Below are 25,318 nucleotides of genomic sequence, written 5' to 3' on the forward strand. Positions count from 1 at the left end.
TTGCACTCCCCAAATAAGTGGAACGACCGTTCCACGTAGGCACGCTATCATTAACCGAGACGAGGGTTCCACTTAGGGATCACGAAGAGACCTCACGAAGAGATCGAGAGGAGCTGGCCGTTGGCAGGAAGTATTCAGCTGCGCGCTGATGCCCGTGACAATCGAGATCGAATCGTCGAGGTGGCTGGTGCAGTATTCGGCGAGATGGGCACGACGATCTCCATGACCGACATCGCCAGGCGAGCAGAAGTCGGGGTGGCGACCCTGTTTCGACGGTTCCCCACGAAGGAGTCGCTGGTCGATGCAGTCTTCACGGCGACCGTCGAACGGTGGCTCGGAAGACTTGCCGAATCACTCGCGAAGTCGGATGCCTGGGTGGAGATGAAGCAAATGATCGAGGAGATCGCTGCGGAGCAGGCACGGCATCCGGCCTGTGCAGACATGATGGTGACGTCGTTCCTGCACGGCGACGGATTCGTCCGTGAGCGGCAGATCGTGGCGGACGGGTTCGAGGAGCTCATCCGCCGATCGAAGATCAACGCAGATGTCGTGAGCGACCTCGAATGGCTGGACATCGCTCTGCTCATGGAGGCAAACGCCGGCGTCGTGATGGCAGCCGATCACGATGCGAAGGGTGCCTCCAGTCGCCTGACTAGGCGCTTGCTTGACGCGTTCCAGCCGAGCCGCACGTAACTAGCAGGCGCCTCTCGGTACAGCGGCGCGTGTGGTCACGGCGTCCCGTTGCCACCGAAGACGTGTCGGGTGAGGGCGCGTCTACCGTCACGGTTGCGAGAGCGGATGGCCCCTGGTAGCTCGGTGAGAGCGTTCAGCCGGGAGGAGAGATGGAAGCGTGCGGCTCGCGCTCCACGATTCCAGCCGAGCTGTTTCAAGTCACGATCGGCTTCGCTGAACAGCGTGCGCTCCTGGGCGAATTTCGACCCATCAAAACCGGTCACGGCCGAAACGCTGCCCGAGTGTCGGCGGTAGTTGAAAACCACCGAGTCATCGAGCACCAGCGAACCGCCGCCCTTGGTGATCTCCAGCAGCATGGCCAAGTCCTGCACAACATCCAGATCCAGGCGGAACTCGTACTTGCGCAGTTCGGAGACCCGCCAGCACAGCGAGGGGAAGTAGGTCCAGTTTCCGCGCAACAAGCTGGTGGCCAGCTCGTCGCCGGAATACTGGTGAGCACCGGATCGGTCGAATCGATACCGCTTCTTTACTCGGTCGGCGAGCGGTGTGTACGGCACGCCGTCTCCATCGATCACCGAAACCCCCGGCTGGATGATCGCCGCGTCAGGGAACTGCGCGATCAGTTCGGTGACGCGCTGCACATAACCGGGGAGCATGACGTCATCGCACCCCATCAACACGCCAAACTCGCTCTCCATCAGCCCGACGCACTTGCGGTAGTTGCGGCTCGGCCGAAGATTCGTCTCGTTGCGGATGTAGCTCACTCGCGGGTCATCGATGCTCTTCGCCCACTCGCCGGCAGACAGGTCTGGGTAGACGTCGTCGACGATCACGAGTCGCCAGTCTGGGTTCGATTGGGCGAGAACGCTTTCGACGGCGAGCTTGAAGTGGTCGATGCGGCCGTAGAACGGCATCATGATGTCGAGTGTCACGCTGGTCCTGTCCTCAGCCACCATTCGGGGACGGTCGGTCGGCATCCATGGTCCCATAGAATCGAGCCCTGATGAGTTCGGAACAGTCTGCGGCCGCGCCCCCGCTCAACGTCGCCCTTCCGATGCTGAATCTGGTGCCGGGGGGTATGGGCGGCACCGAAACGTACACGAGGGAACTTCTGGCCGAGTTCGCCAGGCGCACCGACATCACGGCAACGGCCTTCGTTCCGGTGAACGCCGCCGGGTTCTCCACCGACTCCGCTGAGGTAGTGGTGCAGGGTGTCCGCAGCGGGCTCGGGGCAGCGAAACGAGTCACCACTCTCGCCGAGGCCGCTCTGCGTGGCCCACAAATCCGGAGTCGATACGCATCGGCGGACGTGGTGCACTACCCGTTCACGGCACCGCTTCCCTGGCCGAACGGGCGCCAGCCGTGGGTGACGACGCTGCACGACGTGCAGCATCTTGACCTTCCCCACCTGTTCACGAAGGCCGACTTTCTCTACCGCCGCCGTTACTACGAGCAGGCAGCTGAGCGGGCGGATGCGGTGATCACCATCAGCGAGTTTGCAAAAGACACGCTCGTCAACCGACTCGGCATCGACCCCGACCGTGTGCACGTCTCGCATCTCGGTGTTGACCTGACCAAGTATCGTGCGAACCTCGGGCCACGTGAGAACTTCCTCCTGTACCCAGCACGCGGATGGGCCCACAAGAACCACGCCAAGCTGATTGAAGCTGTCGGGATACTCCGAGAGAGCGATCCGACCCTCACCCTGGTTCTCACCGGCGGAAACCTCGACTCCCTCGGACCGCTTCCGGAGTGGGTCGACTGGCGCGGGCTGGTGAGCGCAGGGGAGCTCGCAGACCTCTACCGCCGCGCGGCTGCGCTGGTGTTCCCGAGCCTCTACGAAGGTTTCGGCCTTCCCCCGCTCGAGGCGATGGCCTCCGGATGCCCGGTTGCGGCATCCCGCGCCGGTTCCATTCCCGAGGTGGTCGGCGACGCCGCCGTGCTGTTCGACCCGGAAGACCCCCGTGACATCGCCCGCGGCGTCACCGAAGCACGAGAGCGATCAGCCGAACTCGCGCAGGCTGGCCTGCGCCGAGCCGAGACGTTCACCTGGGAGCGCTGCGCGCAGGAACATGTCGACGTCTACCGAATGGTCGCACGGTAGTCTTCACGGTTGATTGGCGCTCAATTGAACGTGCGTCAGGACAGAGGTCGTCAAGGGAGCTACCTTGGCCACCCACCTGTAAATCTACGGAAGCAGTCTCGCTGCTGGCGTGCGTAACCAGGTACGGCACACCGTGAATCCCTCTGCCATGTGTACGCCCGATTGCAGCCCCCTGAATCGCGCTACCGTGGTGATTTGCTCAAGCATGTCGACGCCGTCGTGGTCTAATAGCCACGTCAGCTGGCTCTGATGTTCAGTGAAAGCGGCTCGCTTGGCGTCGATGGTGTCTGAGATGTCCACGTACTCAGTGGGAAGGAATTCGACTCCCGCCATGGTGTCCATGTAGTAGATCACGGGAACAAAGCCGTGTGCATGGTGTTCGGTGATGTAGTTGGGCAGCGATGCGGTGAACGCGGCGTCGAACACGAGCTTCGACACTTCGTTGTGGTCCGGCATGTAATCGTTTGGCGCATGGGTGATGATCACATCGGGTGCAACCCGGCGGATCAAATCGACCACGAGTTCTCGCTGCCCTTCGTCGGCCGCGTTCACGCGTCCGTCACTGATACTCCCCGCGATGTAATCGGCACCGATCAGGCTGGCCCCGGACGCGCCTTCTGCCGCACGGATCGCGGCAATTTCGTTGGGAGTGTGGGTGAATGAACCGGCATCGCCCCGTGCAATGTTCGACATTGTCACTGTGTCGCCTCGTTCGACAAGGAGGCGCAATGTGCCAGCGCAGAGAATCTCGAGGTCATCGGGGTGCGCACTTATGGCGAGGTATTTCACGTTAATCTCCAATTCCGAAACTGCGTTCGATGAGCTTGTCGTTCTCGGAGACAGCGATGCAAATCGCACCGATCGCCGCCGCCTCATCGCCCAACTGCGACTGCACCACCGCTGGGGGCTTTGCGGGCGTGAGCTCCTCCAGGTGGCTACGCACTGGGGTGAGGAGGGTTTCGCCGGCCTGAGACATTCCGCCGCCGACGACGATCATTGAGGGGTCCAGAATGACGACGAGCGCCGCGATCGCACGGGCAATATACGCCGCCTCCGCATCGACCAGTTCGAGCGCGATTGGATCTCCGGATGCGGCCGCCGCGATTATCGTGGATGGGTTCACACGATCTGCTCCGCCGGCAATCTCGGACAGGCGCGCACCAGCGGCGCTTCCCGCCAAAGCCTGACCGCGTGCGGCGAAGGCATCTGCGCCAGCCAAAGCTTCGAACGGACCCAATTGACCTTCTGATCGCGGTATTGGGTCCCAGAGGGTGAGATAGCCGATTTCCCCAGCCGCACCCGAGACGCCTCGGTACAACTCACCTCGGAGAATCATGCCGACACCGATTCCGACACCGAGTCCGACATACACGACATCTTCTTCGCCCTGAGCGACCCCGCGCCAGTGTTCGCCGACCACTGCAGCACGCATTTCGTTGTCGATCGTTGTAGGACAGGTGAGGCCGAGGAGGCCAGCGACATCCTCACCGTTCAGGCTAGGAAGTTGCGGTGCCAGTTTCAATCGGCCCGATTCGGGATCGATTGTGCCCGGAGTGCTGATCACGGCCTGACGCAGATCCTCGATCTTCAGGCCGTGATCCTCCAAAAGAGTCGAGATCGATGACCGGATCTTGCCGATGGTGAAGGTTGAAGTCAGATCCGTCCGGGAGTGGATGCGATCCTTAGCGAACACGCGGCCCGCCATGTCCGCGAGCAAGACGATCGTCTTCTCGGCGCCAACGTCCACGCTCAGAAGCGTTCCGGCCTTCGCATTGAAATCGAAGACATCTCGTACTGGCCCGGGTCGATGGTTCTGAGCTTCAGGAGCGGCAGGGGCCCTCGTGATCAGACCTGAAGCGAGAAGGCTCGCCACCACATCGTTGATCGTCGGTCGCGAGAGGCCCACCTGGCGCATGAGGTCGGCTTTCGATAATGCCCCGTTCTCTCTGATCTTGCGAAGCACCATCCGCAAGTTGAGTGCCCGGAGCACAGATGGAGATCCACCGTGAATCGACTCAATCATGGTTCTCCCAAATTGTGGTGAGTGCAGTGATGACAGTGTTCCACAGGCGGAAACGGAGGTTGTCGATATGAAAACAATCTTTATAGGTTTCTGTCAATCTCTTGGCTTGATGGACATATCCTCTCATAAGTGATAGAAACCTTCTTATCACATTGAATCAAAGGAGAGCTAGTGCGAGTTGGTATCGTCGGCAGCGGACTACGCGGCCAAATGTATGGGCAGGCACTGTCCCGGGTTTCAGACGTCGAGGTCGCGGGAATGTGTGATCTCTCGGATCGGGCACGCGCGAGCGCTGCAGAACGTTTCGTAGGGCCTGTGTTGAGCAGTCATCAGGAGCTCTACGCCTTGGGCTTGGACGCAGTGGTCATCGCCACCCCGGACTTCGCGCACCTCACGCCCGCACTCGATGCGGCGAATGCCGGGCTGCACCTGATGATCGAGAAGCCGCTCGCGACAACCTCGGCTGAAGCTCAGCAGATCGTGGACGCAGTCAACACCAATGTCGTCAGCTGCCTCGTTGCATTCGAGAACCGATGGAATCCGCATTTCCTTAAAGTGCGAGCGCTTATCGACAGCGGCGAGTTGGGAGACATCGTCTCCGTTTCGGCCGTCTTGAGCAACACCTACTTCGTGCCGGAATCGATGCTCTCCTGGTCTGCGAAGAGCTCACCTGGTTGGTTCTTGATGCCTCACACCCTCGATCTCGCGATGTGGCTGGCGGACAGCGCACCAGCTAGCGCGACGGCGCGAGGCCACAAGGGCATTCTCGCTGCTCGTGGAATCGACACCTGGGACAGCGTGGATGCGCTCGTCGAGCTGGAAAGCGGTGCCGTCGTCAACTTGAGATCGTCCTGGATCCTCCCTACCAGCTCGCCGCACATCGTCGACTTCCGCCTCGAGGTCATTGGCACAAAGGGCTCTGCGCGTATCGACATGAGCGATCAGGGTCTGCATACCTCGACCGATCGCTTCGCCAGCCACTGGGCGCTCTCTGCTCAGGTCGACGGCATCGGTCAAGGCATGGCTGAGTGGATGGTGCAATCGTGGGCCCGCCATCTGGTCGCCGGAGACCCCGTCGGGCCCGGCGCCGAGCATGGTGCCGTAATCACTAAGACCATCGAAGACATCCACAACGCTCTCGATTGAACCCGCATCACAAATTCATCTTCACGAATTCACTCCTACAGATACCCACCCCTGCACCACCCCACACAGAAAGAGATATGGCAATGACAAAGAAGTCCCTTCTGCTTTGCGTAACGGCACTCGGCAGCATCGGTCTCCTCGCTGGTTGCTCCGCCGCCGGTGGAGAGTCATCGAACGGCGACACTAAATCAATCGTGTTCATTCAGGAAGTCACGGGAAATGACTTTTCCAGCAGCGAGTCCTGTGGCGCCGAAGCGGCCGCAAAGGAACTCGGATACGAGTATTCGACCACCGGTCCCAGCACTTTCGATGCCACTGAACAGATCAAGTACGTCAATTCAGTCGCGGCCAAGAATCCCGATGGTGTTCTCATCGGGCCCGACGACAGTGTTGCGCTTCGAGCGCCGATGAAGCAGATGGCCGAAGCAGGAATCAAGCTCGTCGAACTTGACACGAGCCTCGATGACACGAGTATCTCGCTCTCGCAGATTTCGTCCGACAATACTGCTGGCGGCGAGCTTGCGGCGCAGACGCTGAGCGAGGAACTCGACGGGACCGGGCAAGTTCTCATCATCGGGCTGCGCCCCGGTATCACCACTGGTGATCAGCGCATCAGCGGATTCACGTCATGGATGGAGACAAACTCTCCTGACATCGACATTGTAGCTACGGAGTACGACAACAACGACCCCGCTAAGTCTGCATCGATCGTCTCCGCACAACTGAGCGCTACCCCTGATCTCGCAGCCGTCTTTGGGATCGACCTCAATAACGTCGTCGGAACTGTGACCGGTCTTAAGCAAGCGGGCGCAACCGGACATGTAAAGGTCGTCGGCTTCGACGCCGGACCTCAGCAGGTCAAGCTCCTCGAATCAGGAGAGGTTGACGGCGTTGTCTCTCAGAGCCCATACGCCATGGGTTATGAGGGTGTGCAGCAACTGCACAATGCGTTCACCGGCGTGGATGTCGAAGCGAAAATCGCGACGCCCCTGAAGGTCGTCACCAAAGCCAACCTCGGCGATGAGGAAACGGCACAGTTCCTCTACAAGCCAACTTGTTAACGGAAGGAATCATGAGTAGTAAAAAACCACTCCTTCAAGCACGCTCCATCACGCGATCCTTCGGGCAGGTCCAGGCACTCCGCGGAGCATCGTTCGATGTCTACGAAGGCGAGATCGTCGCGTTGATCGGTGACAATGGTGCCGGCAAGAGCACGCTGGTCAAATGTCTCTCGGGGGCTGATAGGCCAGACGGAGGTGAGGTCCTTCTCGAGGGCAAGCCGGTTTCGATCACCTCGCCGACGCACGCTCAGTCACTCGGCATCGAGACGGTATACCAGGATCTTTCGCTGGCGCCCGACCTCGATCCAGCCGCGAACCTGTTTCTCGGTCGCGAGCTTCTCAAACCGGGACTCGGATGGCTTGGCGTACTCGACAACTCGAGAATGCAATCTGAGGCTCGCGCTGCGTTCCGCGAGCTCGGGACAGAACTGCTGAGCTTCACTGCTCCTGTCGCCTCGCTATCCGGAGGACAGAAGCAGAACGTCGCTGTAGCGCGTTCGATCGCTTGGGCATCGAAAGTGGTGTTCATGGACGAGCCGACTGCCGCGCTCGGTGTAGTTCAGCGTGAGAAGGTGCTCGACGTCATTCGTCGGGTTCGAGACAAGGGTATCTCCGTAGTTCTGATCAGTCACAACATGCCAGAGGTGATTGCTGTCGCCGATCGAGTCGAGGTTCTCAGACTCGGACAGCGAGTGGCGCGATTCGAAGCACAGCAGTCGACCGTCGAAGACCTTGTCGCAGCCATGACCGGTGCACTCATTCAGGAGGATGTCGCATGAGCTCTCCCACCACAGAGCACACGCCCGCCGTCCGTCCCACGCTGGCCAACAGGGTCCGAGAGTACGCTGCCGGGAGCGGGACCATCTGGATACTCGGAGCGCTGGTCGCTCTCGTCATTGCGTTCACAGTTCTCGCTCCGACCACGTTCGCGAGTGCGTACAACGTTCGCAGTCTCTTCACGGATGCCGCGATCCTGCTGGTGCTGGGCGTGGGAATGACCTTCGTGATCATCACGGCTGGAATTGATCTCTCGGTGGGTTCGGTTTTGGTCTTCTCCGGAGTTGTCTCAGCGCAGGTCATGTCGGCGTTCGGGGGAACGGAAGCCGGGCTTCTGGGTGTCTTCGCCGGCCTCTTGGTGGCACTGCTCAGCGGAGTGGCGTGGGGTGCGCTCAACGGCGTGCTCATCGGCGTCTTTGGGATACCACCGCTGATCGTGACTCTTGGAACCTTCGGTGCCGCGCTCGGACTCGCCAAAGTTTTGACCAACGGCGTCGACGACCGGAATGTACCCACGATCCTGGCCGACACCATTGGGACTGGCACTATCGGCGGCATTCCATGGCTCGTGATCATCGCTATGGTCGTCACGGTGTTGGGCGCATTGCTCCTCGGATTGACCCGATTCGGGCGTCACACCAAGGCGATCGGATCGAACGCCGAGGGTGCACGGCGCGTTGGTGTAGCCGTCAAGCCGCAGCTGATCAAGGTGTACGCACTGGCAGGACTTCTCGCCGGATTGGGCGGCTTCCTAAGCCTCGCTCGATTCAGCACAACGACGATCGCTGGGCATACCACCGACAACCTCACCGTCATCGCTGCCGTGGTGCTCGGCGGCACCAGCCTGTTCGGTGGAATCGGATCTGTAGTGGGAACAGCGATCGGTGTCTTCATCCCCGCTGTGCTCCAAAACGGTTTCGTCATCCTCGGCATCCAGCCGTTCTGGCAGGAGTTTGCAGTGGGGGTCGTCCTCATTCTCGCTGTCTTCTTCGATCAGTATCGTCGGCGGGCGCGGAGCAAGGGCGCGTCTCGAAGAGGGAAACACCCTGCTCCACCCCGTGCGACCGAATCACTGGGCGCAGCACCACCAGCTCCCGCGGGGGCGAAAGAAAGGATCAACAATGGCTGAGAGCCTCAACTCCTCGTCAGATGATGGGTTCACTTACAACCTGGCGAAGTTCATCGAGTTCCGCGATGTCGACGAATGCGCTAGAGTGCGGGCCATCACCCGCGAAGAGCTTAGTTCGCACTCAAATCCTGACTTCGCGATACGTGTGATCGACGACGCTCCGACCTTCTACAGCGCGTTCGCCACCGACCTCGTTGATCGCATTGTCGAGGCGCGAGACGAAGGTCGCGAGCTCACCGCGATTCTTCCGTGCGGCCCGGTGCCACAGTACGAGATTGCGACAGAACGGATCAATCGGGAGCGAATCTCCCTGAAGCATGTTCGTACCTTCAACATGGATGAGTACGCAAACGAAGACGGCCAGACAGCGCCCTACTCGTGGGTCGGCTCGTTCCAGCGCGCCATGTACGAGAATTTCTTTCTCAAGATCGATGAGGAGCTGCGACCTGACGAGTCCAACATTCATTTCCCGACCACGGAGACCTTGCCGGGCTACAGCGACTCGATCGCCCAGCTTGGTGGCGCGGATGTCTGCTTTGGTGGAATCGGCTGGGGCGGACATATCGCTTTCTGGGAGCCCCAACTCGGTCACGAGTTTGGTGGTGACCTCGAAACGTACAAAACCCAAGGCGCCCGGATGGTCGAGCTTCACCCCATGACGATTATGCAAAACGCCCTGCACAGCTTCGGAAGCGACTGGTCGTGGGTTCCTCCGCGCGCAGCGACGATTGGTCCAGCTGAGATCCTGGGGGCAAAGCACCGTAGTTTCTGGCTCGATGGGGACTTGGGTGGCGGCCACTCCTGGCAGCGATTCATCGCCCGCCTTGTCGCCTATGGGCCGGTATCCGAGTTCGTACCCGGGTCGCTACTGCAACTGGCTCCCACGAGCTACACGCTGCGAGGAAATGTTGCAGACAACGTCGAAGTCTCGATGGCCTGACATCTGAGCGACAATGCCCCGAGTGTTACGTGTCTCGCGACGAGTGATTACAGTGCTCAGCACTGCTGCACCAGGAGAGAAGCACGGCCGCGCGCGATGCGAGGCCGTGCTTCCTTGCCGTCGACGCCGCCCGGTTCCACTCCGACGAAACATTCGGGCGCCAGCCGGAGGGCAGGTTCGCCGGGGCGGAGCCATCCTCTGCCGCATCCGGCTCAGGGGACTCACCAGCGCCGCTCCGGTAAGCTAGGCACGTTTGCGAGAGGCCGTGATCCGGCTTCGTTCGCCCCAGACGACTGCGGAACGGATACACATGAGCGAGACACGCCCCAAGAGAGCGCTGATCACCGGAATCACCGGTCAAGACGGCAGCTACCTCGCCGAACTCCTGCTCGAAAAGGGCTACGAGGTGCACGGGTTCATCCGTCGCTCGTCGACCTTCAACACCGATCGCATCGATCACATCTACCAAGAGCCGCACGCGGAGAACCACAGGCTCATCCTGCACTTCGCCGACCTCACCGACGGCTCCCGGCTGGTCACCCTCCTCACCGAGATTCAGCCAGACGAGGTCTACAACCTCGCCGCCCAGTCACACGTGCGGGTCAGCTTCGACGAGCCGGAATACACAGGAGACACCACCGGCCTCGGCACCATCCGTCTACTTGAGGCTATTCGGGCCAGCGGCCTCGAATGCCGGTTCTACCAGGCCTCCAGCTCCGAGATGTTCGGCGCCACCCCGCCGCCCCAGAACGAAGACACCCCGTTCTACCCGCGCTCGCCGTATGGCGTTGCCAAGGTGTACTCGTACTGGATCACTCGCAACTACCGCGAGGCCTACGGCATGTTCGCCTGCAACGGCATCCTGTTCAACCACGAGTCCCCGCGCCGCGGCGGCACCTTCGTCACCCGCAAGATCACCCGCGCCGTCGCCCGCATTGCCGCTGGCCAGCAGTCGGAGCTCTACATGGGCAACCTCGACTCGGTGCGCGACTGGGGATACGCCCCAGAGTACGTCGATGCAATGTGGCGGATGCTGCAGCACGACCAGCCCGAAGACTTCGTCATCGCCACCGGCGCGGCATACACCGTCAAGGACTTCCTCCAGTTCTCGTTCGAGCGCGCCGGCCTCGAGTGGGAGAAGTACGTGAAGTTCGACGAGCGCTACCTGCGCCCCACCGAGGTGGACTCGCTGATCGGCGACCGTTCGAAGGCCGAGAACCTGCTCGGCTGGACCCCCAAGGTGCTCACGCCGAAGCTCGCTGAGATCATGGTCGACGCCGACATCGCCGCCCTCGAGATCGAGGGCCGGCACTATGTCGACACCCCGGTGAAGCTCGCCTAGATTGCGCGTTCTACTCACCGGCGGCGGCGGGATGCTCGGGTCGAGCATCGCGGAACGCTGGCACACCCAGCGCCCAGACGACGATCTCGTGGTGGCCACCAGGAGTGACGCCGACCTGCGCGACCGCGCCCAGACGCACGCGTTCATCGAGCGCAGGAAGCCCGACGCCATCATTCACGCCGCGGCGAAGGTCGGCGGCATCCAGGCGAAGATCGCCCAGCCGACGCCGTACCTGCTCGACAACCTGCTTCTCGACTCCAGCGTGCTCTCCGCGGCGATCGACCTCGAGATTCCCGAACTGCTCTACATCTCGAGCGGCGCGATCTATCCGGCATCCGTCGACCAGCCCATCAGCGAAGACGACCTGCTCACCGGCGCGCTCGAGAACGCCAACGAGGGCTACGCGCTCGCCAAGATCGCGGCCGGCAAGGTCTGCGCCTATGCCAGCCGGCAGTTCGGCTACAACTACCGGGTAGCCGCGCCGTCGAACCTGTATGGGCCGAACGACGACTACTCCCTCGGCCACGGGCATCTGGTGGCGGCCGCGATCGCGAAGATCCACGCCGCGCACACCAACGGTGACGACATGGTCGAGGTCTGGGGCGACGGCACCGCCCGGCGCGAGTTCACCTATGTGCTCGACCTGGCCGCATGGCTGGTCGACCAGGTCGGGTCGCTGGGGGAGTGGCCGGAGGTGTTGAACCTCGGATGCGGTGTCGACCACTCCATTGCCGAATACTACGAAGCCGCGAAGGCGGTTGTCGGATACACCGGCGCCTTCAGCTTTGACACCAGCAAGCCGAGCGGTGTGCCTCAACGCCTGCTCGACTCCTCGCGCGCCCGTGCCCTCGGCTGGAACCCGCAGACCACGATTGAGTCAGGCATGGCCGCCAGCTACGAGAAGTTTCTGGCAGACCAGCACACATCCACTGACGCAGACAGCACCACTGAACGAAGGCGATGACATGACCGAAAACTCCGAGCCGGCCTTCCCGCTCGCCACCTCTTCGTGGGACGACGCCGAATACGCGGCGCTCCAGTCCGTGATCGCCAAGGGGCGTTTCACCATGGGGCCGCTGGTCGCCCAGTTCGAACGCGAGTTTGCGGCCCACTTTGGCGCGAAGTTTGGCGTGATGGTCAACTCCGGCAGCAGCGCGAACCTCATCGCGATCGCGGCGGCCGTGCTCGACCCGCGCATCGACCTGTCTGCCGGCGACGAAGTGCTTGTGCCTGCCGTGTCATGGGCGACGACGTATTACCCGCTGCACCAGTACGGCCTGAAGCTCAAGTTCGTTGACATTGACATCGACACCCTGAATATGGACCTCGACCTCGCCGAAGCAGCCATCGGGCCGAACACCAAAGCGATCTTCGCGGTCAACCTGCTGGGCAACCCGAACGACTTCACTCGGCTGCGCGCGATCGCCAAGCAGCACGACCTGGTGCTGCTTGAAGACAACTGCGAGTCGCTTGGCGCGAAGGATGCCGGTGTCTACGCCGGCACCGCCGGGATTCTTGGCACGTTCAGCGCGTTCTTCTCGCACCACATCTCCACGATGGAGGGCGGGGTCATCCTCACCGATGACGAGCAGCTCTACCAGGAGATGATCTCGCTGCGTGCGCACGGCTGGACCCGTGAGCTGCCGGTGGAGAACCATGTACACGACAAGTCTGGTGAGTTGTTCGACGACCTGTTCCGGTTTGTGCTGCCCGGTTACAACGTGCGGCCGCTGGAAATGTCGGGTGCGCTCGGTATTGAGCAGCTGAAGAAGATTCCGGCGCTGGTTGAGGGGCGTCGGGCGAATGCCCGGTACTTCCAGGAGAAGCTCAGTGGCCTGGAGACGGTGCGCATTCAGAAGGAGACGGGAGAGAGCAGCTGGTTCGGGTTCTCCCTGGTACTGGAGGGCGCCCTTGCCGGTCGGCGTGCGGAGGTCGTGAAGGCGCTGACCGCGGCCGGTATAGAGGTGCGACCAATTGTGGCCGGCAACTTCACCCGCAACCCGGTGATGGGCTATCTCGACGCGGTCGTGCCCGAGTCGCTGCCCGCGGCAGACAAGATTCACGAAGACGGTCTCTTCGTGGGTAACCACCACTTCCCGGTGGAGTCGGGTATCGATTTGCTCCACTCGACTCTGAGCGGGCTGTCGGACTGATTTCAGTCGATAGGGTTCCCCCATGGGGAATCGACGCATTGCCGCAATCGGAATCGTTGTCGCGGGGCTCACGGCCTCTGCATTATTGAGCGGCTGTGCGGCGAGCGCCCCCGAGCCTACTTCGACTCCGTCCAGTTCTGAGAGCGCGCCAAGCGCCACTCCGGAACCCACAACGGCACCGACTGCTGCTGCCGCCTTGCAAGCCGAAAGCTGTGACACCCTCATCAGCCCGGAGGGTCACGCCGACCTGGCGTCGAGCAACCTGATACCTCGTGACGTGTATGTGCAGCCATACATCCAGTTCCTGATCGACGCGGGCGGCCTTTATTGCAGTTGGGGAAATCAGGGCGACGTCAGTGTTGTTGTAGGACAACTCGCGATGACCGAAACGGACTGGGAGCAGCGGAAGTCGGAACTCCTCGCAGCCGGTTTCGCCCCAGACGACAGCAAGGTCGCTGGGTACCTGACCGAACCTGAAACTGACAACTCGACAGGCGCTGGCTTCGTCTATCGTGACGGGTTGCTCACCTACATCAGCTACGCGGGGTTCGCGGAGTTCGTGCCTGCGCTCGCGAGCTGAGAAAGTCGTTTCCAATGTTTCGGAGTGGACGTGGATTCCGAGGGTAGGTAGGTTGCGAGGTGAATCTTTATCCTCTGAGCCTGTGGTGCGGGGTAAGCTGGATTTACAAGGAACAGTACGGGTGGAGGTGCAACTCATGGAGCGTCGTGTCGCTAATAAGGATGCGGTGAAACGGTCCGCCATTCGGTCGACCAAAGCGTCGGCGCAACTTGAACGTCGTACCGTTCCCACAGGGTTTGTGCGCTCGGAGCGCGTCTCGCAGTTCTTGGTCGAACGCCGCCAGCGCGGCTGATGCCCTTCGCACCGGGCTATGGTGAGACGCCGGTCCCCGACGACGAACTGGGTGCCCTCCTTCCGGCCGTACGAGAAGTCCTGGGCGAGCCGCTCACCAAAGCCACAGTTTACGACCTTGAGCAAGCTGTGCAAGAGGAAGTCGCCGAGGTGCTGTTGACCTCTGTGCTGGATGGCAGCCTGGGCCTTGACGACCTGCTGACCGATCGTTTCGTCCGCGAACTGCACCGTCGCCTCTACGGCGATATCTGGACGTGGGCGGGCGTCTTCCGTAAGGAGGAGCTGAACATTGGTGTCGCCCCGGAGATGATCGCTGTCGAGCTTTTGGGCGCTATCGAGACGATGAGTTATCGCTGGCACCACACCGAGGACTGGACCCCGCGCGTACTCGGCATTGCTGCGCACGCCGAGACCGTGAGGATTCACCCGTTCACCGACGGCAACGGTCGCACGACGCGCCTGATGGCGGACCTCGTGTTCGCAGCAGCGCAGGACTCCGAAGTGCCTGAGTTGTACGACTGGCAAGTCGATAAGCGTCGCTACATTGACCTGCTCCGTCGGTATGACGGACACCGCGATCCGACCGAGTTGGCTATTTTCATCGGCACCACGCCCCTCGGCTACTGAGGGGAGAGCAATCATTTTCCGCCTGTGACGACGCTGCGGAGGCGCGGGCGCTTGGTCAGCGATCGCAGGGATTGTTGGTCCGCGCCTGCTCTGGCCGAGGAGCGGCGTCAGTCTGCTACGGCTGCTTTTACCGGCTAGCTTCGGTCGGCGAGGGCCGTGCGGAACGTGTCGAGCGTGCCGGCCGCGGTCTTCTGCCACGAGAACACCCGTGCCCGCTCATAACCTCGCTCGACCAGCTCGCGCATGCCGGCGGCATCCGTCACCGCTTGTGTGATCGCCTTCGCGATCGATGCAGGATCGGTCGGTTCGAAGTAGAGGGCGGCGTCTGCGGCGACCTCGCGGTAGACCGGGATGTCGGAGAGCATGACGGGCAGACCGGCCATCATCGACTCGAGCGCGGGGAGGCAGAATCCGTCGCAGAACGACGGCATGGCCATCACTGTGGCGGTCGAGTAGAGCTTCTCGAGCTCCTCCGCCGTAACCCAACCCTTCAGCTCCACCCAGTCCTGCATGCCGACCTCGTCGACGATCGGGCGTAGCGGGTCGTCTCCGTGACTGCCGGTGATGACCAGACGCGGGCGAATCGACTCGTCGACCAGCGGGAGAGCACGGATGAGTCCGCCCCAGTTCTTGTGCGGGCGACGGTTACCAGTCGCCAGGATCATGCCCTGGGCCGTTGCGTCGTACTGCGAACGATCAGACGACGGCGACACCGTACCGGCCAACGGCACGACATCGAGGCGCGACGGGTCAACCTTCAAGAACGTCAGGATCTCGTCACGGGAGACATCGCTGATCGTGAGCACGCGGGTGGCCGCCTTCGACGCGCGGCGTTCCATCCATTTCACCGGGCCGGTGTAGAGACCGGTCGACATCAGGTCTGGGTGGCTCCAATAGAGCATGTCGTGCATGGTGACCACGCTGGGAACCGCGCGCCGCATGGTGCCGAGCGTGGCGGGGGAGTGGATCAGGTCTGCACCGAGCTTCTTCGCCCAGCGGGTGACCATCAGCAACTCGCCGAACGCCCAGATGAACCGGTTCTCGCCGCTGATGCCGGAATCGATGATCTCACCGGGAAACCAACTCTGGTCGAGCTTGTAGCCTTCCTTGCTGGCCAGGCCGACGAATTCGAACTCACTGTTTGCCGCGCCGATCTCCCGGTAGAGCTCGCGCGCGTACGTTTCCATACCGCCCTTTGTGCCGGTGTAGGACAGCAGGTCGACGAGAACTTTAGGCATAACGTGAAAGCCTAGCAATTCGTGAGGTGGGCGCCGATTCCGTCGGAAGCACTCTCGTCTTCGCTGGTCAGCTCAGCCAGCGCCGTGCAAAGTGAGCGCCAACGTCTCTGCAATCACAATCTGAGGCAGCCAGGTTCTGAAGGCGGACGCGTCTACTCGTCGTCATCCAGCGGTCGCGGCTTCAACGCGAGGTAGCTGCGCCAGCTCTGGTTCTGCGCGGCCTTCACCGAACAGATGATCAGCAGCAGCCAGCTGAACTCGACCAGGATGGTGCTCTCCGCGGCAGACACCACCAGCAGGATGACCAGGATCAGTGCCGGCCAGACGAACACCAGGGAGCGCTTGTTCGAGGCGAGTACCCAGGAGCGCACGAACGCCAGCCCGAGCAGGGCGACAAAGGAGACGAACCCGACCAGTCCGAGCTGGAAATAGACATCGAGAAAGGCGTTCAGACCAGAACCGAGCTCGCGATTCGACACGAACTCCAGCCAGCCGTATGGGGTCACGTCCTGCGGCCAGTACCCGGTCCACCCCCACCCTTCGAGGGGATGAAGTCCCACGAGGCGCCACATCTCCTGCCAGAGGAAGTACCGGGTCTCGAACTCGCTGCCCGCGTTCAGGAGGTCGATCAGGCGGGAGCGTCCGAGCCACGCTGCGATTGCGGCGACGACGGTCGCGCCGAGCAAGCCGAGCTGCAGCATCCATCGCCCCTCGACCGGCGTGCGTCGCAAGACGAACAGCGCCAGCGCAGCCACCACAACAACCAGGGCGGCGGTGCCGATCACGGGGGAACGGGTGAGCACCAGGCTGATACCGGCCAGCCAGAGCGAGCCGACGCCAACGAGGTGACGCACCGAACGCGCACGGATCTCGATGATGAACGTGACCGCGGCGATCAGCGCGATGAGGGCGAAGGTGTTGCGAGAGCCGAACACGCCCTGGATCGGTCCCATGGAGCCGATGTTGCCTTCGATGCCGAGGAAGGTGATCGGCAGGTCGAGAAGCAGGCCGGAGAGCACCTCGAGCGCGATCGACAGGCCAAGAAGGATGCGCAGCACGTCTCCGGTGGCGCGCACGATCTGGATGGTGTCGCGCACAAGCGCGATGTAGAGGGCGAGGAAGCCGAAGGCGATTTGATAAGCGATCCCTCCGAGCGTCGTGAACGTGTACCCGCTCCACACCGCCGACAGCGCCGTCCACGCGACGAAGACCAGGATCGAGATCGGGAGCAGCCCGTGCCATTCGATGTGCTTGCGTCGCGCGATGAGCGAGACGCCGGCGAGGATGACCATGCCGGCGAGGATTCCGATGAGTCCTGCCCAACCCATGACGCTGCGCACGAGATGGGTGGAGAATGCCACCGCCAGAATCGCGTGGGTCAGGGATGCCGCGAATCTCGGGGACTCGAAGACTCGCCGGAGGGCCGCCGCTGTGGGAAAGTTCGTCTCGGGAATCATCTCGCTGGCCTACGGCATCCGCAGGGCTGCGCCCTGTTGCCGCTTGGTCATGACCGCGAGCACCACCAGGAGCAGCCACCCGTACTCGATCAACAGCCGGCTCTCGGCGACACCCTGGGCGAGCAGAGCGGTCGTGATCAGGAGCGGCATCAGCGCGGAAGCCGGGTACGGCGCATTGTCGGCGAGCCCGAATCGAGGGCGATCGACCGCGAGAAACCAGGAGCGCCAGAGCGTGGAGAGCGCCAGGGCGGTGAAGGCGATGATGCCGATGATGCCGAGTTGCAGCCAGACGTCGAGCCAGGCGTTGTGCGCCTGCAGGTAGGTGACGCCCTTTCGAACCGCGAGGCCCTGGAACGGCTCGACCCATGGCACCCAGTAACCGACCCAGCCCCAACCGAACGCCGGACGCTGCGAGGCGAGGTCGGTGACACTGGCCCAGATGTCGAACCGGCCGGTGAGGTCTTCGCTCTTGCCGAGCGCACGCAGCAGGAATGGTGCGGCCACGATGATGGCCGTGATCACTGCGACAACGGATGCCGCGGCGCTCAGATAGACCGGCCGACGACCCTGTTGCCCCGCCCGGCGTGCCCACAGGGCGAACAGCAGCACGATGGCCACGGCGAGAGCGGCGACGATGACGGTGGAGGAGCGCGTGAGCACCAGCATAAGCACGGCGAGCGCGAGCCAGGCGATGCCCCAGCCGCGCCTGACAGTTTTCGCGACGAGCTGGGTGGCGAAGACGATGAGGGCGAGGAGGGCGATGAAGCCGAGCAGGTTGCGGTTGGCGACGATGCCTTCGATGGGCCCGCCGCCCGCGAGGAGGCCGCGAGACCAGTAGTACGCCTTGGGAACGTCTGGGGTGTCGTACTGGACCCAGAACGGGAGCAACGGGGCGCGCACGAAGGCGGCGACGATGAGTTCGAAGAGGAGGGAGAGGCCGAGAACCCAGCGGAGGGCGGCACCCAGCGTGCGGAGGAGTTGTTCCCAGGTGAGGGTGAGGGCGATGAACAGGGCCGCGATGGTGGTCGCCCACTGCAGGGTGATGCCGATGGCGCTGGCGCCGGGGTAGAACGACCAGGCAATCGAGAGGGTGGCGAGCAGGAGGAAGACGCCGAGTGACTTCGGGAACCTGCGCCATTTCCAGTCTGGTTTCAGGGCGATCAGGCCGATGATGCTGCCGACCACGACGATCAACGCGATCGCGCCGAAGCCCCACCAGCCCAGCAGATTACGCCAGAACTGGCCCGCCAGAACCGTGAACAGCACGAAGACCGCAAACGTGCGAACAACGAAGCGGCTGCGGACTGCTGGCATGTTTCTCAGGATACTGGGGCGGGCTGCGCAACCCTCGCTCCCCGCCGCGCGTTCCTCCGCCGCGGCGCCGGGAATCGCCGTTCGCGCCCTCAAACTTCGGCACCCAACTTCGCTGGTTGAGGAGCCGCTGAGGAACGAAGCGGCGACTACGAAACCGGCCCGAGCAGCAATCAACCCCCAAGAAACACTATTCGAATACAGATTCTGCATATCTGGTTGAGTGCAGTTAGATTTTGTAGAGGTCGCTGAGGGTCGTGGGTTCGGTGATGACGGCTTGTTGGAGGAGCCGATAGAAGAGCATGCCGCGTGATTTGGAGTCGCGCCGATTGAACCGGAACGCGTATTCGTCGAGGTAATACGGCAGGTGTTCCACGGTTACGTGGTGTTGCAGGGTGCCGGTGATCCAGCGTTTCAGGAGGCTGGCGACCAGGTGGACGCCGGGGAGTTCGGCGCTGATATCTGGGGAGTTGTACCCGGTTGCGTAGCTGTGCTCGTAGCCGAGGTCAGCGAGGCGGCGCAGCACACGCGCGCCGTCGGTCTGGATGTGTGTCCCCGGCTCGATCTCGCGCTGGGCGAAGGCGATCTGCTCCTTGCTGCCCGGGGCAGAGTCGATACCGAAGCGGACCCTGCCGAGCTTGCGGTTATCGACCCGCTCGACGGCGATCATCACCGGCACTTTGCCCGTCGAAGCGCCCATGCGTCCCGTGGAACGGCCGCCAACAAAGGTCTCGTCCAACTCCACGACGCCGGAGAGCTTGCTCCGGTCCGGACGCACCATCGCGCGGCGCAACTTCTGCATCCACGCCCACGCGGTCTCATACGACCCGAAGCCGAACTGTCGCTGCAGCGCCAGAGCCGAGATCCCCGTCTTCTGCGAGGTGATGAACCACATCGCTGCGAACCAGGTCGATAACGGCGTATGCGAGCGATGGAAGATCGTCCCTGCCGTCGCTGAGGTCTTCAAACCACACCCGGCACACATGAACGCTCCCGTGCCGATCCTCCACCCTTTGGGCGTCTCACAGCGGGGGCAGACGAAACCGTCCGGCCAGCGCAGCCTCTCGACATACGCCACACACGCAGCGTCATCGGGAAACCAGTCCCGGAACTCCTGATACGTCCGCGGAAAATCGACCCCGCCAACAGACTCCATGGCCATCCACCAACTTTACTGCACTCAACCAGATATGCAGAATACAGATTCGAAACTCACGCATGAAAGTGCGCACAAACACTGGTATTAACGTTCGCATTGTGGGAGACTTGACCCATGCCACACACCCCCACCGCACAGCTCCTCACCGACACGGAAACGTTCGCCGCGGTGTGGGAGGGCGCCTGTGTGTTCCCGACCGCGACCGGCGGGGCGGATGTTGACGCGCAGGTCGCCGGAATGAGTGACGCCGGTGTGGTGCGGGCGATCGAAGCGGGGTTCGCGGTGATCCGCGACGAGTACGCGTTCTTGGCCCGCCTGGCCGCCTCGGTCGATCACAGTTCCCGTTCCTCGTTGGGGGCGGACAGCTTGGCGAAACGGTCGGGGAGCCGCAACGCCACCCAGCTGCTCGCGGATCGGGGCCGGATCACCATGGCCGAAGCTGCCAGGCTGATCCGGGTCGGCACCGCCACCACCGCACCGGTATCACTGCTCGGAGAGCGCCTCCCCGTCCCCTACCCGGCCGTCGCGGCCGCGCTGGACGCCGGGGTGCTGCCGGTGGACTCGGCGGCGGTGATCGTATCGAACCTGGACGAAGCCAAACTCAACGCCGACCCCGAGGACCTCGCCATCGCAGAAGAGTTCCTGGTCGACTTCGCCGCCGAGCACGCGCCGGATTTAGTCCGGAAGCTCGCCATTCACACGAGGGATCGCCTCGACACCGATGGTGTCGCGCCCCGCGAAGAAGAACTGGTCACCAAGCGGGGCCTGTCCAGGATCAACCGGCGAGACGGCATGGTCCGCTACGTCCTTGACGCCGACCCCGTCACCGCAGGGTTCATGGACGCCTGGGTGAATGGGCACGTGGGTGCCGACCTCCGCAAGCCCCGCTTCGAAGCCAGCCAGGGCGCCGACGGGTGCGACGACCAGCACCAGGAACTCGACACGCGTACGTTCGCGCAGAAGGCCGCCGACGCCGTGACCGATCTCCTCCGGTTCGGGTTGTCGAGCCCCGAGAGCATGGGACCAGCAGCGACCACCACGATGGTGATCCGGATGGACCTCGACGCCCTGATGACCGGGCTCGGGGAAGCGCAGATCGACGGTGTCGAGCAGCCCATCAGCGCCGGGACCGCACGCAGGATGGCCGCCGAAGCGGAACTCATTCCCGCCGTCCTCGGCGGCGACTCCCAGGTTCTTGACCTCGGTGTCTCGAGGAGACTGTTCTCCCGGGGCCAGAAGCTCGCCCTGGCCGAACGCGATGGCGGTTGCGCCCACCCCGACTGCGACCGGGCGCCGGTCTACACCGAAGGGCACCATTTGGAGTGGTGGAACGCCCACGGCGGCCCAACCGACCTCGCCAACGGGATTTTGCTCTGCAGCCCGCACCACCACATGATCCACAACCAAGGCTGGTCGATCACAGTCATCGACAACGTGCCCTGGTTCATCCCACCACCATCGATCGACATCCACCAGAAACCCCGCCGCGGCGGCAAAATCAGACCACCCAAGTCAGCCGCCTAAGAGAACTCCGCCCAACGACAGGTATCGACGTAGAGGTTTCAGGAATGGAGACTAAGTTCATACATATGAAGCCTGTCGCTGAGGTGTGAGCGGCTTGCGGTGAGAGGATGGCCCGATGACAACGTCACGGATGACGAGCGATGAGCCGACGGGAGTGGCCCCGTCGTCAGTCAAGTCCGCGGACCGTGCACTCGCCATCATCGGGTACGTCGCAGACCGGGGATCTGCGCGGTTCAACGACATCGTGGGTGAACTTGGCATTCCGAGATCCAGCTCACACGCACTACTGCAGACGCTGGTGAATCGCAACTGGCTCGATTTCGACCCGGAAACTCGTCGGGCGTGAGCGCCTCGCTGGTCGCGGTGTCCGCGACACCGTATGCCTTGATCCAGGTGCCTTCCGGAGTGCGCACTCCCACGACAGCGCCCGGAGCCGCCGTCGCCTCGAACGCCGCAGACGCGGCCGCATCGAGCGTTGCTGCCAGCTCGCTGGGTACGTCGCCGGAGGACGCCTTGCTCGGCTTCAGGTCGATCACGGCCTGCGGGTCGGGCACGCACGCCGAGGCATCCGTCGTAGCGGCCGACGCATCCGGCGTCGCGGTCGAGGTTGGTGTGTTCGTGGAAGCTGCCGATGTGGAGCCTCCGGCGACACATCCGGTCAGTGCGAGCAGACCCGCCGTGACCAGCGCCAATCCGCTCCAATGTCCACCACGTCTGTGTGGCCGTCGACCGTCGGGGTGCGAGACATGTTGTGCAGTCATGGGGCGTCTTTCGGTTAGACGTGCTCGTAGGCAACGCGCGTGTCGCGGCGACCCATGAAGGTCACTTTCCTCAGAACCTAGCGCACGGCGATGCAGGCAGGGGAAGCCAGCGCAAACTGGGGGTATTTGCGCCTGCTCGGTGACCGAATATCTCGAGCTGAGCCGTGTCAGTGAGCGCGGCCGGCACGGCCCTCCGCCAGGTACGCCAGCCGCTGAAGCGTCTCGGCGTTGCGTGGCACAAGAACGGCCTCACGCACAAATTTCGGAAGCACGCGTGCTGGGCCGGCGACGGCGTCCTCGACGATGCGCACCAGGCATCCGTTTGCCGTCTCCTTGGCCTCGATCGCAACATCGGCCTCACCAGCCGGCCAACCGCGCGCCTTGAACAGCGCGCGGCGCGGCGGATCCCACTCGAGCACCGACGTCGAATCGTTGAGCAACAGCGGCCACACCCCAACCGAGTGGTGCAGCCTGCTGCCCGTCTGCGGCCACGACTCATCGACATCGCGCATACGCGACGCACCGACCACCCAACTGGGATACAACCAGCCATCGGCGAGCACCTCAAAGACATGCTCTGGTGTGCAGGACATCGAACGGTAGTTCACGGCCATCGTGGTTTCCTCTGCTGGGTTCACAACTGCGCGCCTGGTGTCAGAATAGTCCCGGTCTGAATTCACTGTTCGAATTTAATGACGGATGTCGCCTCCCAGGCGATTGGTGGACAACTCATTGCGTCAGACGGATCGGTCTATCGTGGTTCGGGGAGCCGAACAGTTCCACGGGAACAGAGGAATGCAAATGAAGCGAATCGTCGTCACCGGTGGAAGCGGCAAGCTCGGGCGGGCGGTGCTGAACGAACTCGCCGAGCACGGTTACGACGTCGTCAACCTCGACCGGATGCCACCGCGCGGCCAGTCACCCGCATCGTTCATCCGCATCGACCTCACCGACTACGGCCAGACCGTCGAGGCGCTCACCAGCATCGACGACCGCTACAACGGGGTCGATGCCGTCGTGCACCTCGCCGCGATTCCCGCCCCCGGCATCACCACCAACTCGGCGACATTCGCCAACAACGTGCCGAGCACATACAACATTTTCGCGGCCGCCCGCGCCGCCGGCATCACGAACGTGGTCTGGGCCTCGAGCGAGACCGTGCTCGGCCTCCCGTTCGAGACGCCGCCGCCGTACATCCCCGTCGACGAGGAGTACACGGTGCGGCCGGAGTCCACCTACTCGCTCGGCAAGGCCGTCGAGGAAGAGATGGCCAGGCACTTCACCCGCTGGGACCCGACCGCGAAGCTCATCGGGCTGCGATTCTCCAACGTGATGGAGGTGGAGGACTACGAGAAGTTCCCCGGGTTCGAGAACGATCCGACGTCGCGCTCCTGGAACCTGTGGGGATACATCGACGCGCGCGACGGAGCACAGGCGGTTCGGCTCGCGCTGGAGAGCTCGATCACGGGGTTCGAGGCGTTCATCATCGCCGCAGAGGACACCGTCATGTCCACACCGTCGGCCGAACTCGCTGCGCGGTACTTCCCCGATGTGCCGCTCCGCGCATCCGTCGACGGCGTCGGTGCCCTGCACGGGGTCGAAACAATGCTGAGCATCGACAAGGCGAAACGGATGCTGGGCTACGCGCCGCAGCACAGCTGGCGAGTGCTCGGCTAGCGCGCTCGCCGCTCGCTCTCGCCGCGCGCCAACTGCGCGCTCATGCGCCATGCGCGCGTGGTGCGTCCGCGCGCATCTGGCGCGTCGCGGGCGCGGCGGGCTCAATCAGCGCGACGGACTCAGACGAACGCAGCTTTGCCCGTGATCGTGCGCCCCACGATCAGAGTGTTCATCTCCTGCGTGCCTTCGTACGAGTAGATCGCCTCTGCGTCGGCGAAGAACCGCGCCACATCGTACTCCAGCGTGATGCCGTTGCCGCCGAAGATCTCGCGACACCAGGCCACTGTCTCGCGCATCCTCGAGGTCGTATACGACTTCGCCAGCGCCGAATGCTCGTCACGCTGCGTGCCCTCATCGAGCATCTGCGACACCCGCACCACCATCCCGATCGACGCCGTGATGTTACCGAGGCTCTTCACCAGCAGATCCTGCACCAGCTGATGCCCGCCGATCTCCTTGCCGAACTGCACGCGCTCCTTCGAATACGCGACCGCAGCCTCATACGCCCCAACGGCGTTGCCCACCGCAGCCCACGAAACCTCCGCCCGCGTCTGTCGCAGCACCTTCGCCGTGTCCTTGAACGAGTTCGCGTTCTGCAACCGCAACCGCTCCGGCACGACGACATTCTCCAGCGTGATATCGGCGTTCTGCACCGAACGCAGGCTGATCTTTCCCTCGATCTTGGTAGCGGTGTACCCGGCCGTGTCGGTCGGCACGATGAATCCCAAGACCCGCCCGTCCGCGGCATCCTTCGCCCAGATGATCGTGATGTCAGAGAACGTGGCGTTACCGATCCAGCGCTTCGACCCGTTCAGCACCCAGTTGTCGCCGTCGCGGGTTGCGACCGTGCGCAGGCCCTGCGCCGAGTCGGAGCCGGAGAGCGGCTCGGTCAGACCAAATGCACCGACAACATCGCCGTTGGCCAGTTTCGGCAGCCACTCGTCCCGCTGCTCCTGTGAGCCGGTCGCCGCGATGCTGCCCATGGCCAGACCGTTCTGCACGCCGACGAACGTGGCGACGGATGCGTCCACTCGCGCCATCTCCAGGGCCGCGAAACCACGGAACACAGCCGAGTTCTCGAACGGCTTGGTCTCCTCCCACCCGAAGGAATAGGCACCCAGCTTGGCCAGCGGCTTGATGATCTCGACCGGGAACTCTGCGCGCTCCCAGCATCCGTTCACAATCGGACGCACATCGGATTCGAGATAAGCGCGAAGGTCGGCCAGTGCCGCCTTCTCCCGGTCGGTCAGAAGGTTCTCGTAGCCGTAAAAGTCGCTGTCGAGTTGAGTGAATGTCATGCCTGCCCCATTGCTCCTGCTGCTACT

General features: G+C 62.8%; 24 protein-coding genes and 1 pseudogene. 15 read left to right on the forward strand and 10 right to left on the reverse strand.

Features of this window, described 5'->3' with window-relative positions:
* Window positions 1–120: 120 nt before the first annotated feature.
* Window positions 121–693: a TetR/AcrR family transcriptional regulator gene (locus K323_RS25180; protein ID WP_022884973.1), complete on the forward strand. Its 573-nt coding sequence runs from the start codon at window positions 121–123 to the stop codon at window positions 691–693.
* Between the two features lie 35 nt (window positions 694–728).
* Here the strand turns inward: K323_RS25180 and K323_RS0109090 are convergent, their stop codons facing one another.
* Window positions 729–1,625: a glycosyltransferase family 2 protein gene (locus K323_RS0109090; RefSeq protein ID WP_026851456.1), complete on the reverse strand. Its 897-nt coding sequence runs from the start codon at window positions 1,623–1,625 to the stop codon at window positions 729–731.
* A gap of 71 nt (window positions 1,626–1,696) precedes the next feature.
* On the opposite strand from K323_RS0109090, the gene K323_RS25185 reads away from it, so the two are divergent.
* A complete protein-coding gene (locus tag K323_RS25185) occupies window positions 1,697–2,797 on the forward strand; it encodes a glycosyltransferase family 4 protein (protein ID WP_022884975.1) in 1,101 nt (366 codons plus the stop codon).
* Window positions 2,798–2,881: 84 nt separating this feature from the next.
* Here K323_RS25185 and K323_RS25190 read toward each other — a convergent pair whose 3' ends face one another.
* Entirely contained in the window at window positions 2,882–3,673 is a 792-nt protein-coding gene (locus K323_RS25190; RefSeq protein ID WP_084697121.1) for a PIG-L deacetylase family protein, read from the reverse strand.
* Window positions 3,588–4,820: an ROK family transcriptional regulator gene (locus K323_RS0109105; RefSeq protein ID WP_022884977.1), complete on the reverse strand. Its 1,233-nt coding sequence runs from the start codon at window positions 4,818–4,820 to the stop codon at window positions 3,588–3,590. The genes K323_RS25190 and K323_RS0109105 overlap by 86 nt, the downstream gene beginning before the upstream one ends.
* Window positions 4,821–4,991: 171 nt before the next feature.
* Here K323_RS0109105 and K323_RS25195 point away from each other — a divergent pair, with 171 nt between their 5' ends.
* The 10 genes from K323_RS25195 to K323_RS0109155 all read left to right on the forward strand — a co-directional run bounded on the left by K323_RS25195 (window position 4,992) and on the right by K323_RS0109155 (window position 14,866).
* Entirely contained in the window at window positions 4,992–5,966 is a 975-nt protein-coding gene (locus tag K323_RS25195) for a Gfo/Idh/MocA family protein (protein WP_022884978.1), read from the forward strand.
* A 77-nt stretch (window positions 5,967–6,043) separates the two neighbouring features.
* Complete coding sequence (locus tag K323_RS0109115) at window positions 6,044–7,027, forward strand: ABC transporter substrate-binding protein (protein ID WP_022884979.1); 984 nt, start codon at window positions 6,044–6,046, stop codon at window positions 7,025–7,027.
* 11 nt (window positions 7,028–7,038) lie between these two features.
* The gene (locus K323_RS0109120; protein ID WP_022884980.1) at window positions 7,039–7,806 is read left to right on the forward strand and encodes an ATP-binding cassette domain-containing protein; all 768 of its coding nucleotides are present in this window, start codon (window positions 7,039–7,041) and stop codon (window positions 7,804–7,806) included.
* Window positions 7,803–8,933: an ABC transporter permease gene (locus tag K323_RS25200; RefSeq protein ID WP_022884981.1), complete on the forward strand. Its 1,131-nt coding sequence runs from the start codon at window positions 7,803–7,805 to the stop codon at window positions 8,931–8,933. The genes K323_RS0109120 and K323_RS25200 overlap by 4 nt, the downstream gene beginning before the upstream one ends.
* Window positions 8,926–9,873, forward strand: coding sequence for a sugar phosphate isomerase family (locus tag K323_RS0109130; RefSeq protein ID WP_022884982.1), 948 nt, complete (start codon window positions 8,926–8,928; stop codon window positions 9,871–9,873). Before K323_RS25200 ends, K323_RS0109130 begins: the two co-directional genes overlap by 8 nt.
* A gap of 310 nt (window positions 9,874–10,183) precedes the next feature.
* Window positions 10,184–11,215 (forward strand): GDP-mannose 4,6-dehydratase, encoded by a 1,032-nt coding sequence (gmd, locus tag K323_RS0109135; protein ID WP_022884983.1) that lies wholly within the window; start codon window positions 10,184–10,186, stop codon window positions 11,213–11,215.
* Window position 11,216: 1 nt separating this feature from the next.
* Window positions 11,217–12,179, forward strand: coding sequence for an NAD-dependent epimerase/dehydratase family protein (locus tag K323_RS0109140; protein WP_022884984.1), 963 nt, complete (start codon window positions 11,217–11,219; stop codon window positions 12,177–12,179).
* Window position 12,180: 1 nt separating this feature from the next.
* Window positions 12,181–13,368, forward strand: a complete 1,188-nt coding sequence (locus K323_RS0109145; RefSeq protein ID WP_022884985.1) for a DegT/DnrJ/EryC1/StrS family aminotransferase — start codon at window positions 12,181–12,183, stop codon at window positions 13,366–13,368.
* Between the two features lie 22 nt (window positions 13,369–13,390).
* Window positions 13,391–13,948: a hypothetical protein gene (locus K323_RS0109150; RefSeq protein ID WP_157509395.1), complete on the forward strand. Its 558-nt coding sequence runs from the start codon at window positions 13,391–13,393 to the stop codon at window positions 13,946–13,948.
* A gap of 291 nt (window positions 13,949–14,239) precedes the next feature.
* Window positions 14,240–14,866 carry a Fic family protein gene (locus K323_RS0109155; RefSeq protein WP_022884987.1) on the forward strand — a complete coding sequence of 209 codons (627 nt, stop codon included), beginning with the start codon at window positions 14,240–14,242 and terminating at the stop codon, window positions 14,864–14,866.
* A gap of 134 nt (window positions 14,867–15,000) precedes the next feature.
* On the opposite strand, the gene K323_RS0109160 is transcribed toward K323_RS0109155, so the two are convergent.
* From K323_RS0109160 to K323_RS0109175, 4 genes and pseudogenes are all read right to left on the reverse strand, one after another.
* The gene (locus K323_RS0109160; RefSeq protein ID WP_022884988.1) at window positions 15,001–16,104 is read right to left on the reverse strand and encodes a glycosyltransferase family 4 protein; all 1,104 of its coding nucleotides are present in this window, start codon (window positions 16,102–16,104) and stop codon (window positions 15,001–15,003) included.
* A 152-nt stretch (window positions 16,105–16,256) separates the two neighbouring features.
* Window positions 16,257–17,561, reverse strand: a complete 1,305-nt coding sequence (locus K323_RS0109165; protein WP_022884989.1) for an O-antigen ligase family protein — start codon at window positions 17,559–17,561, stop codon at window positions 16,257–16,259.
* Between the two features lie 9 nt (window positions 17,562–17,570).
* Complete coding sequence (locus K323_RS25205) at window positions 17,571–18,875, reverse strand: O-antigen ligase family protein (RefSeq protein ID WP_022884990.1); 1,305 nt, start codon at window positions 18,873–18,875, stop codon at window positions 17,571–17,573.
* Between the two features lie 238 nt (window positions 18,876–19,113).
* Window positions 19,114–20,028: pseudogene (locus tag K323_RS0109175) on the reverse strand (IS1595 family transposase); the annotation flags it as partial.
* Window positions 20,029–20,145: 117 nt separating this feature from the next.
* Here K323_RS0109175 and K323_RS0109180 point away from each other — a divergent pair.
* Window positions 20,146–21,555: an HNH endonuclease signature motif containing protein gene (locus tag K323_RS0109180; protein ID WP_022884992.1), complete on the forward strand. Its 1,410-nt coding sequence runs from the start codon at window positions 20,146–20,148 to the stop codon at window positions 21,553–21,555.
* A 115-nt stretch (window positions 21,556–21,670) separates the two neighbouring features.
* On the forward strand, window positions 21,671–21,901 hold the full coding sequence (locus K323_RS30860; protein ID WP_084697123.1) for a helix-turn-helix domain-containing protein: 231 nt from the start codon (window positions 21,671–21,673) through the stop codon (window positions 21,899–21,901).
* On the opposite strand, the gene K323_RS30025 is transcribed toward K323_RS30860, so the two are convergent.
* Window positions 21,789–22,316, reverse strand: coding sequence for a hypothetical protein (locus tag K323_RS30025; RefSeq protein ID WP_169515620.1), 528 nt, complete (start codon window positions 22,314–22,316; stop codon window positions 21,789–21,791). The genes K323_RS30860 and K323_RS30025 overlap by 113 nt on opposite strands.
* Before the next feature lie 167 nt (window positions 22,317–22,483).
* Entirely contained in the window at window positions 22,484–22,930 is a 447-nt protein-coding gene (locus K323_RS0109190; protein WP_022884994.1) for an SRPBCC family protein, read from the reverse strand.
* 187 nt (window positions 22,931–23,117) lie between these two features.
* Here K323_RS0109190 and K323_RS0109195 point away from each other — a divergent pair, with 187 nt between their 5' ends.
* Complete coding sequence (locus K323_RS0109195; RefSeq protein ID WP_022884995.1) at window positions 23,118–23,993, forward strand: NAD-dependent epimerase/dehydratase family protein; 876 nt, start codon at window positions 23,118–23,120, stop codon at window positions 23,991–23,993.
* A 119-nt stretch (window positions 23,994–24,112) separates the two neighbouring features.
* On the opposite strand, the gene K323_RS0109200 is transcribed toward K323_RS0109195, so the two are convergent.
* The gene (locus K323_RS0109200; RefSeq protein ID WP_022884996.1) at window positions 24,113–25,291 is read right to left on the reverse strand and encodes an acyl-CoA dehydrogenase family protein; all 1,179 of its coding nucleotides are present in this window, start codon (window positions 25,289–25,291) and stop codon (window positions 24,113–24,115) included.
* Between the last annotated feature and the right edge of the window lie 27 nt (window positions 25,292–25,318).

Origin of the sequence: Glaciibacter superstes DSM 21135 (assembly GCF_000421145.1) — a bacterium.
Classification (GTDB): Bacteria; Actinomycetota; Actinomycetes; order Actinomycetales; family Microbacteriaceae; genus Cryobacterium; species Cryobacterium superstes.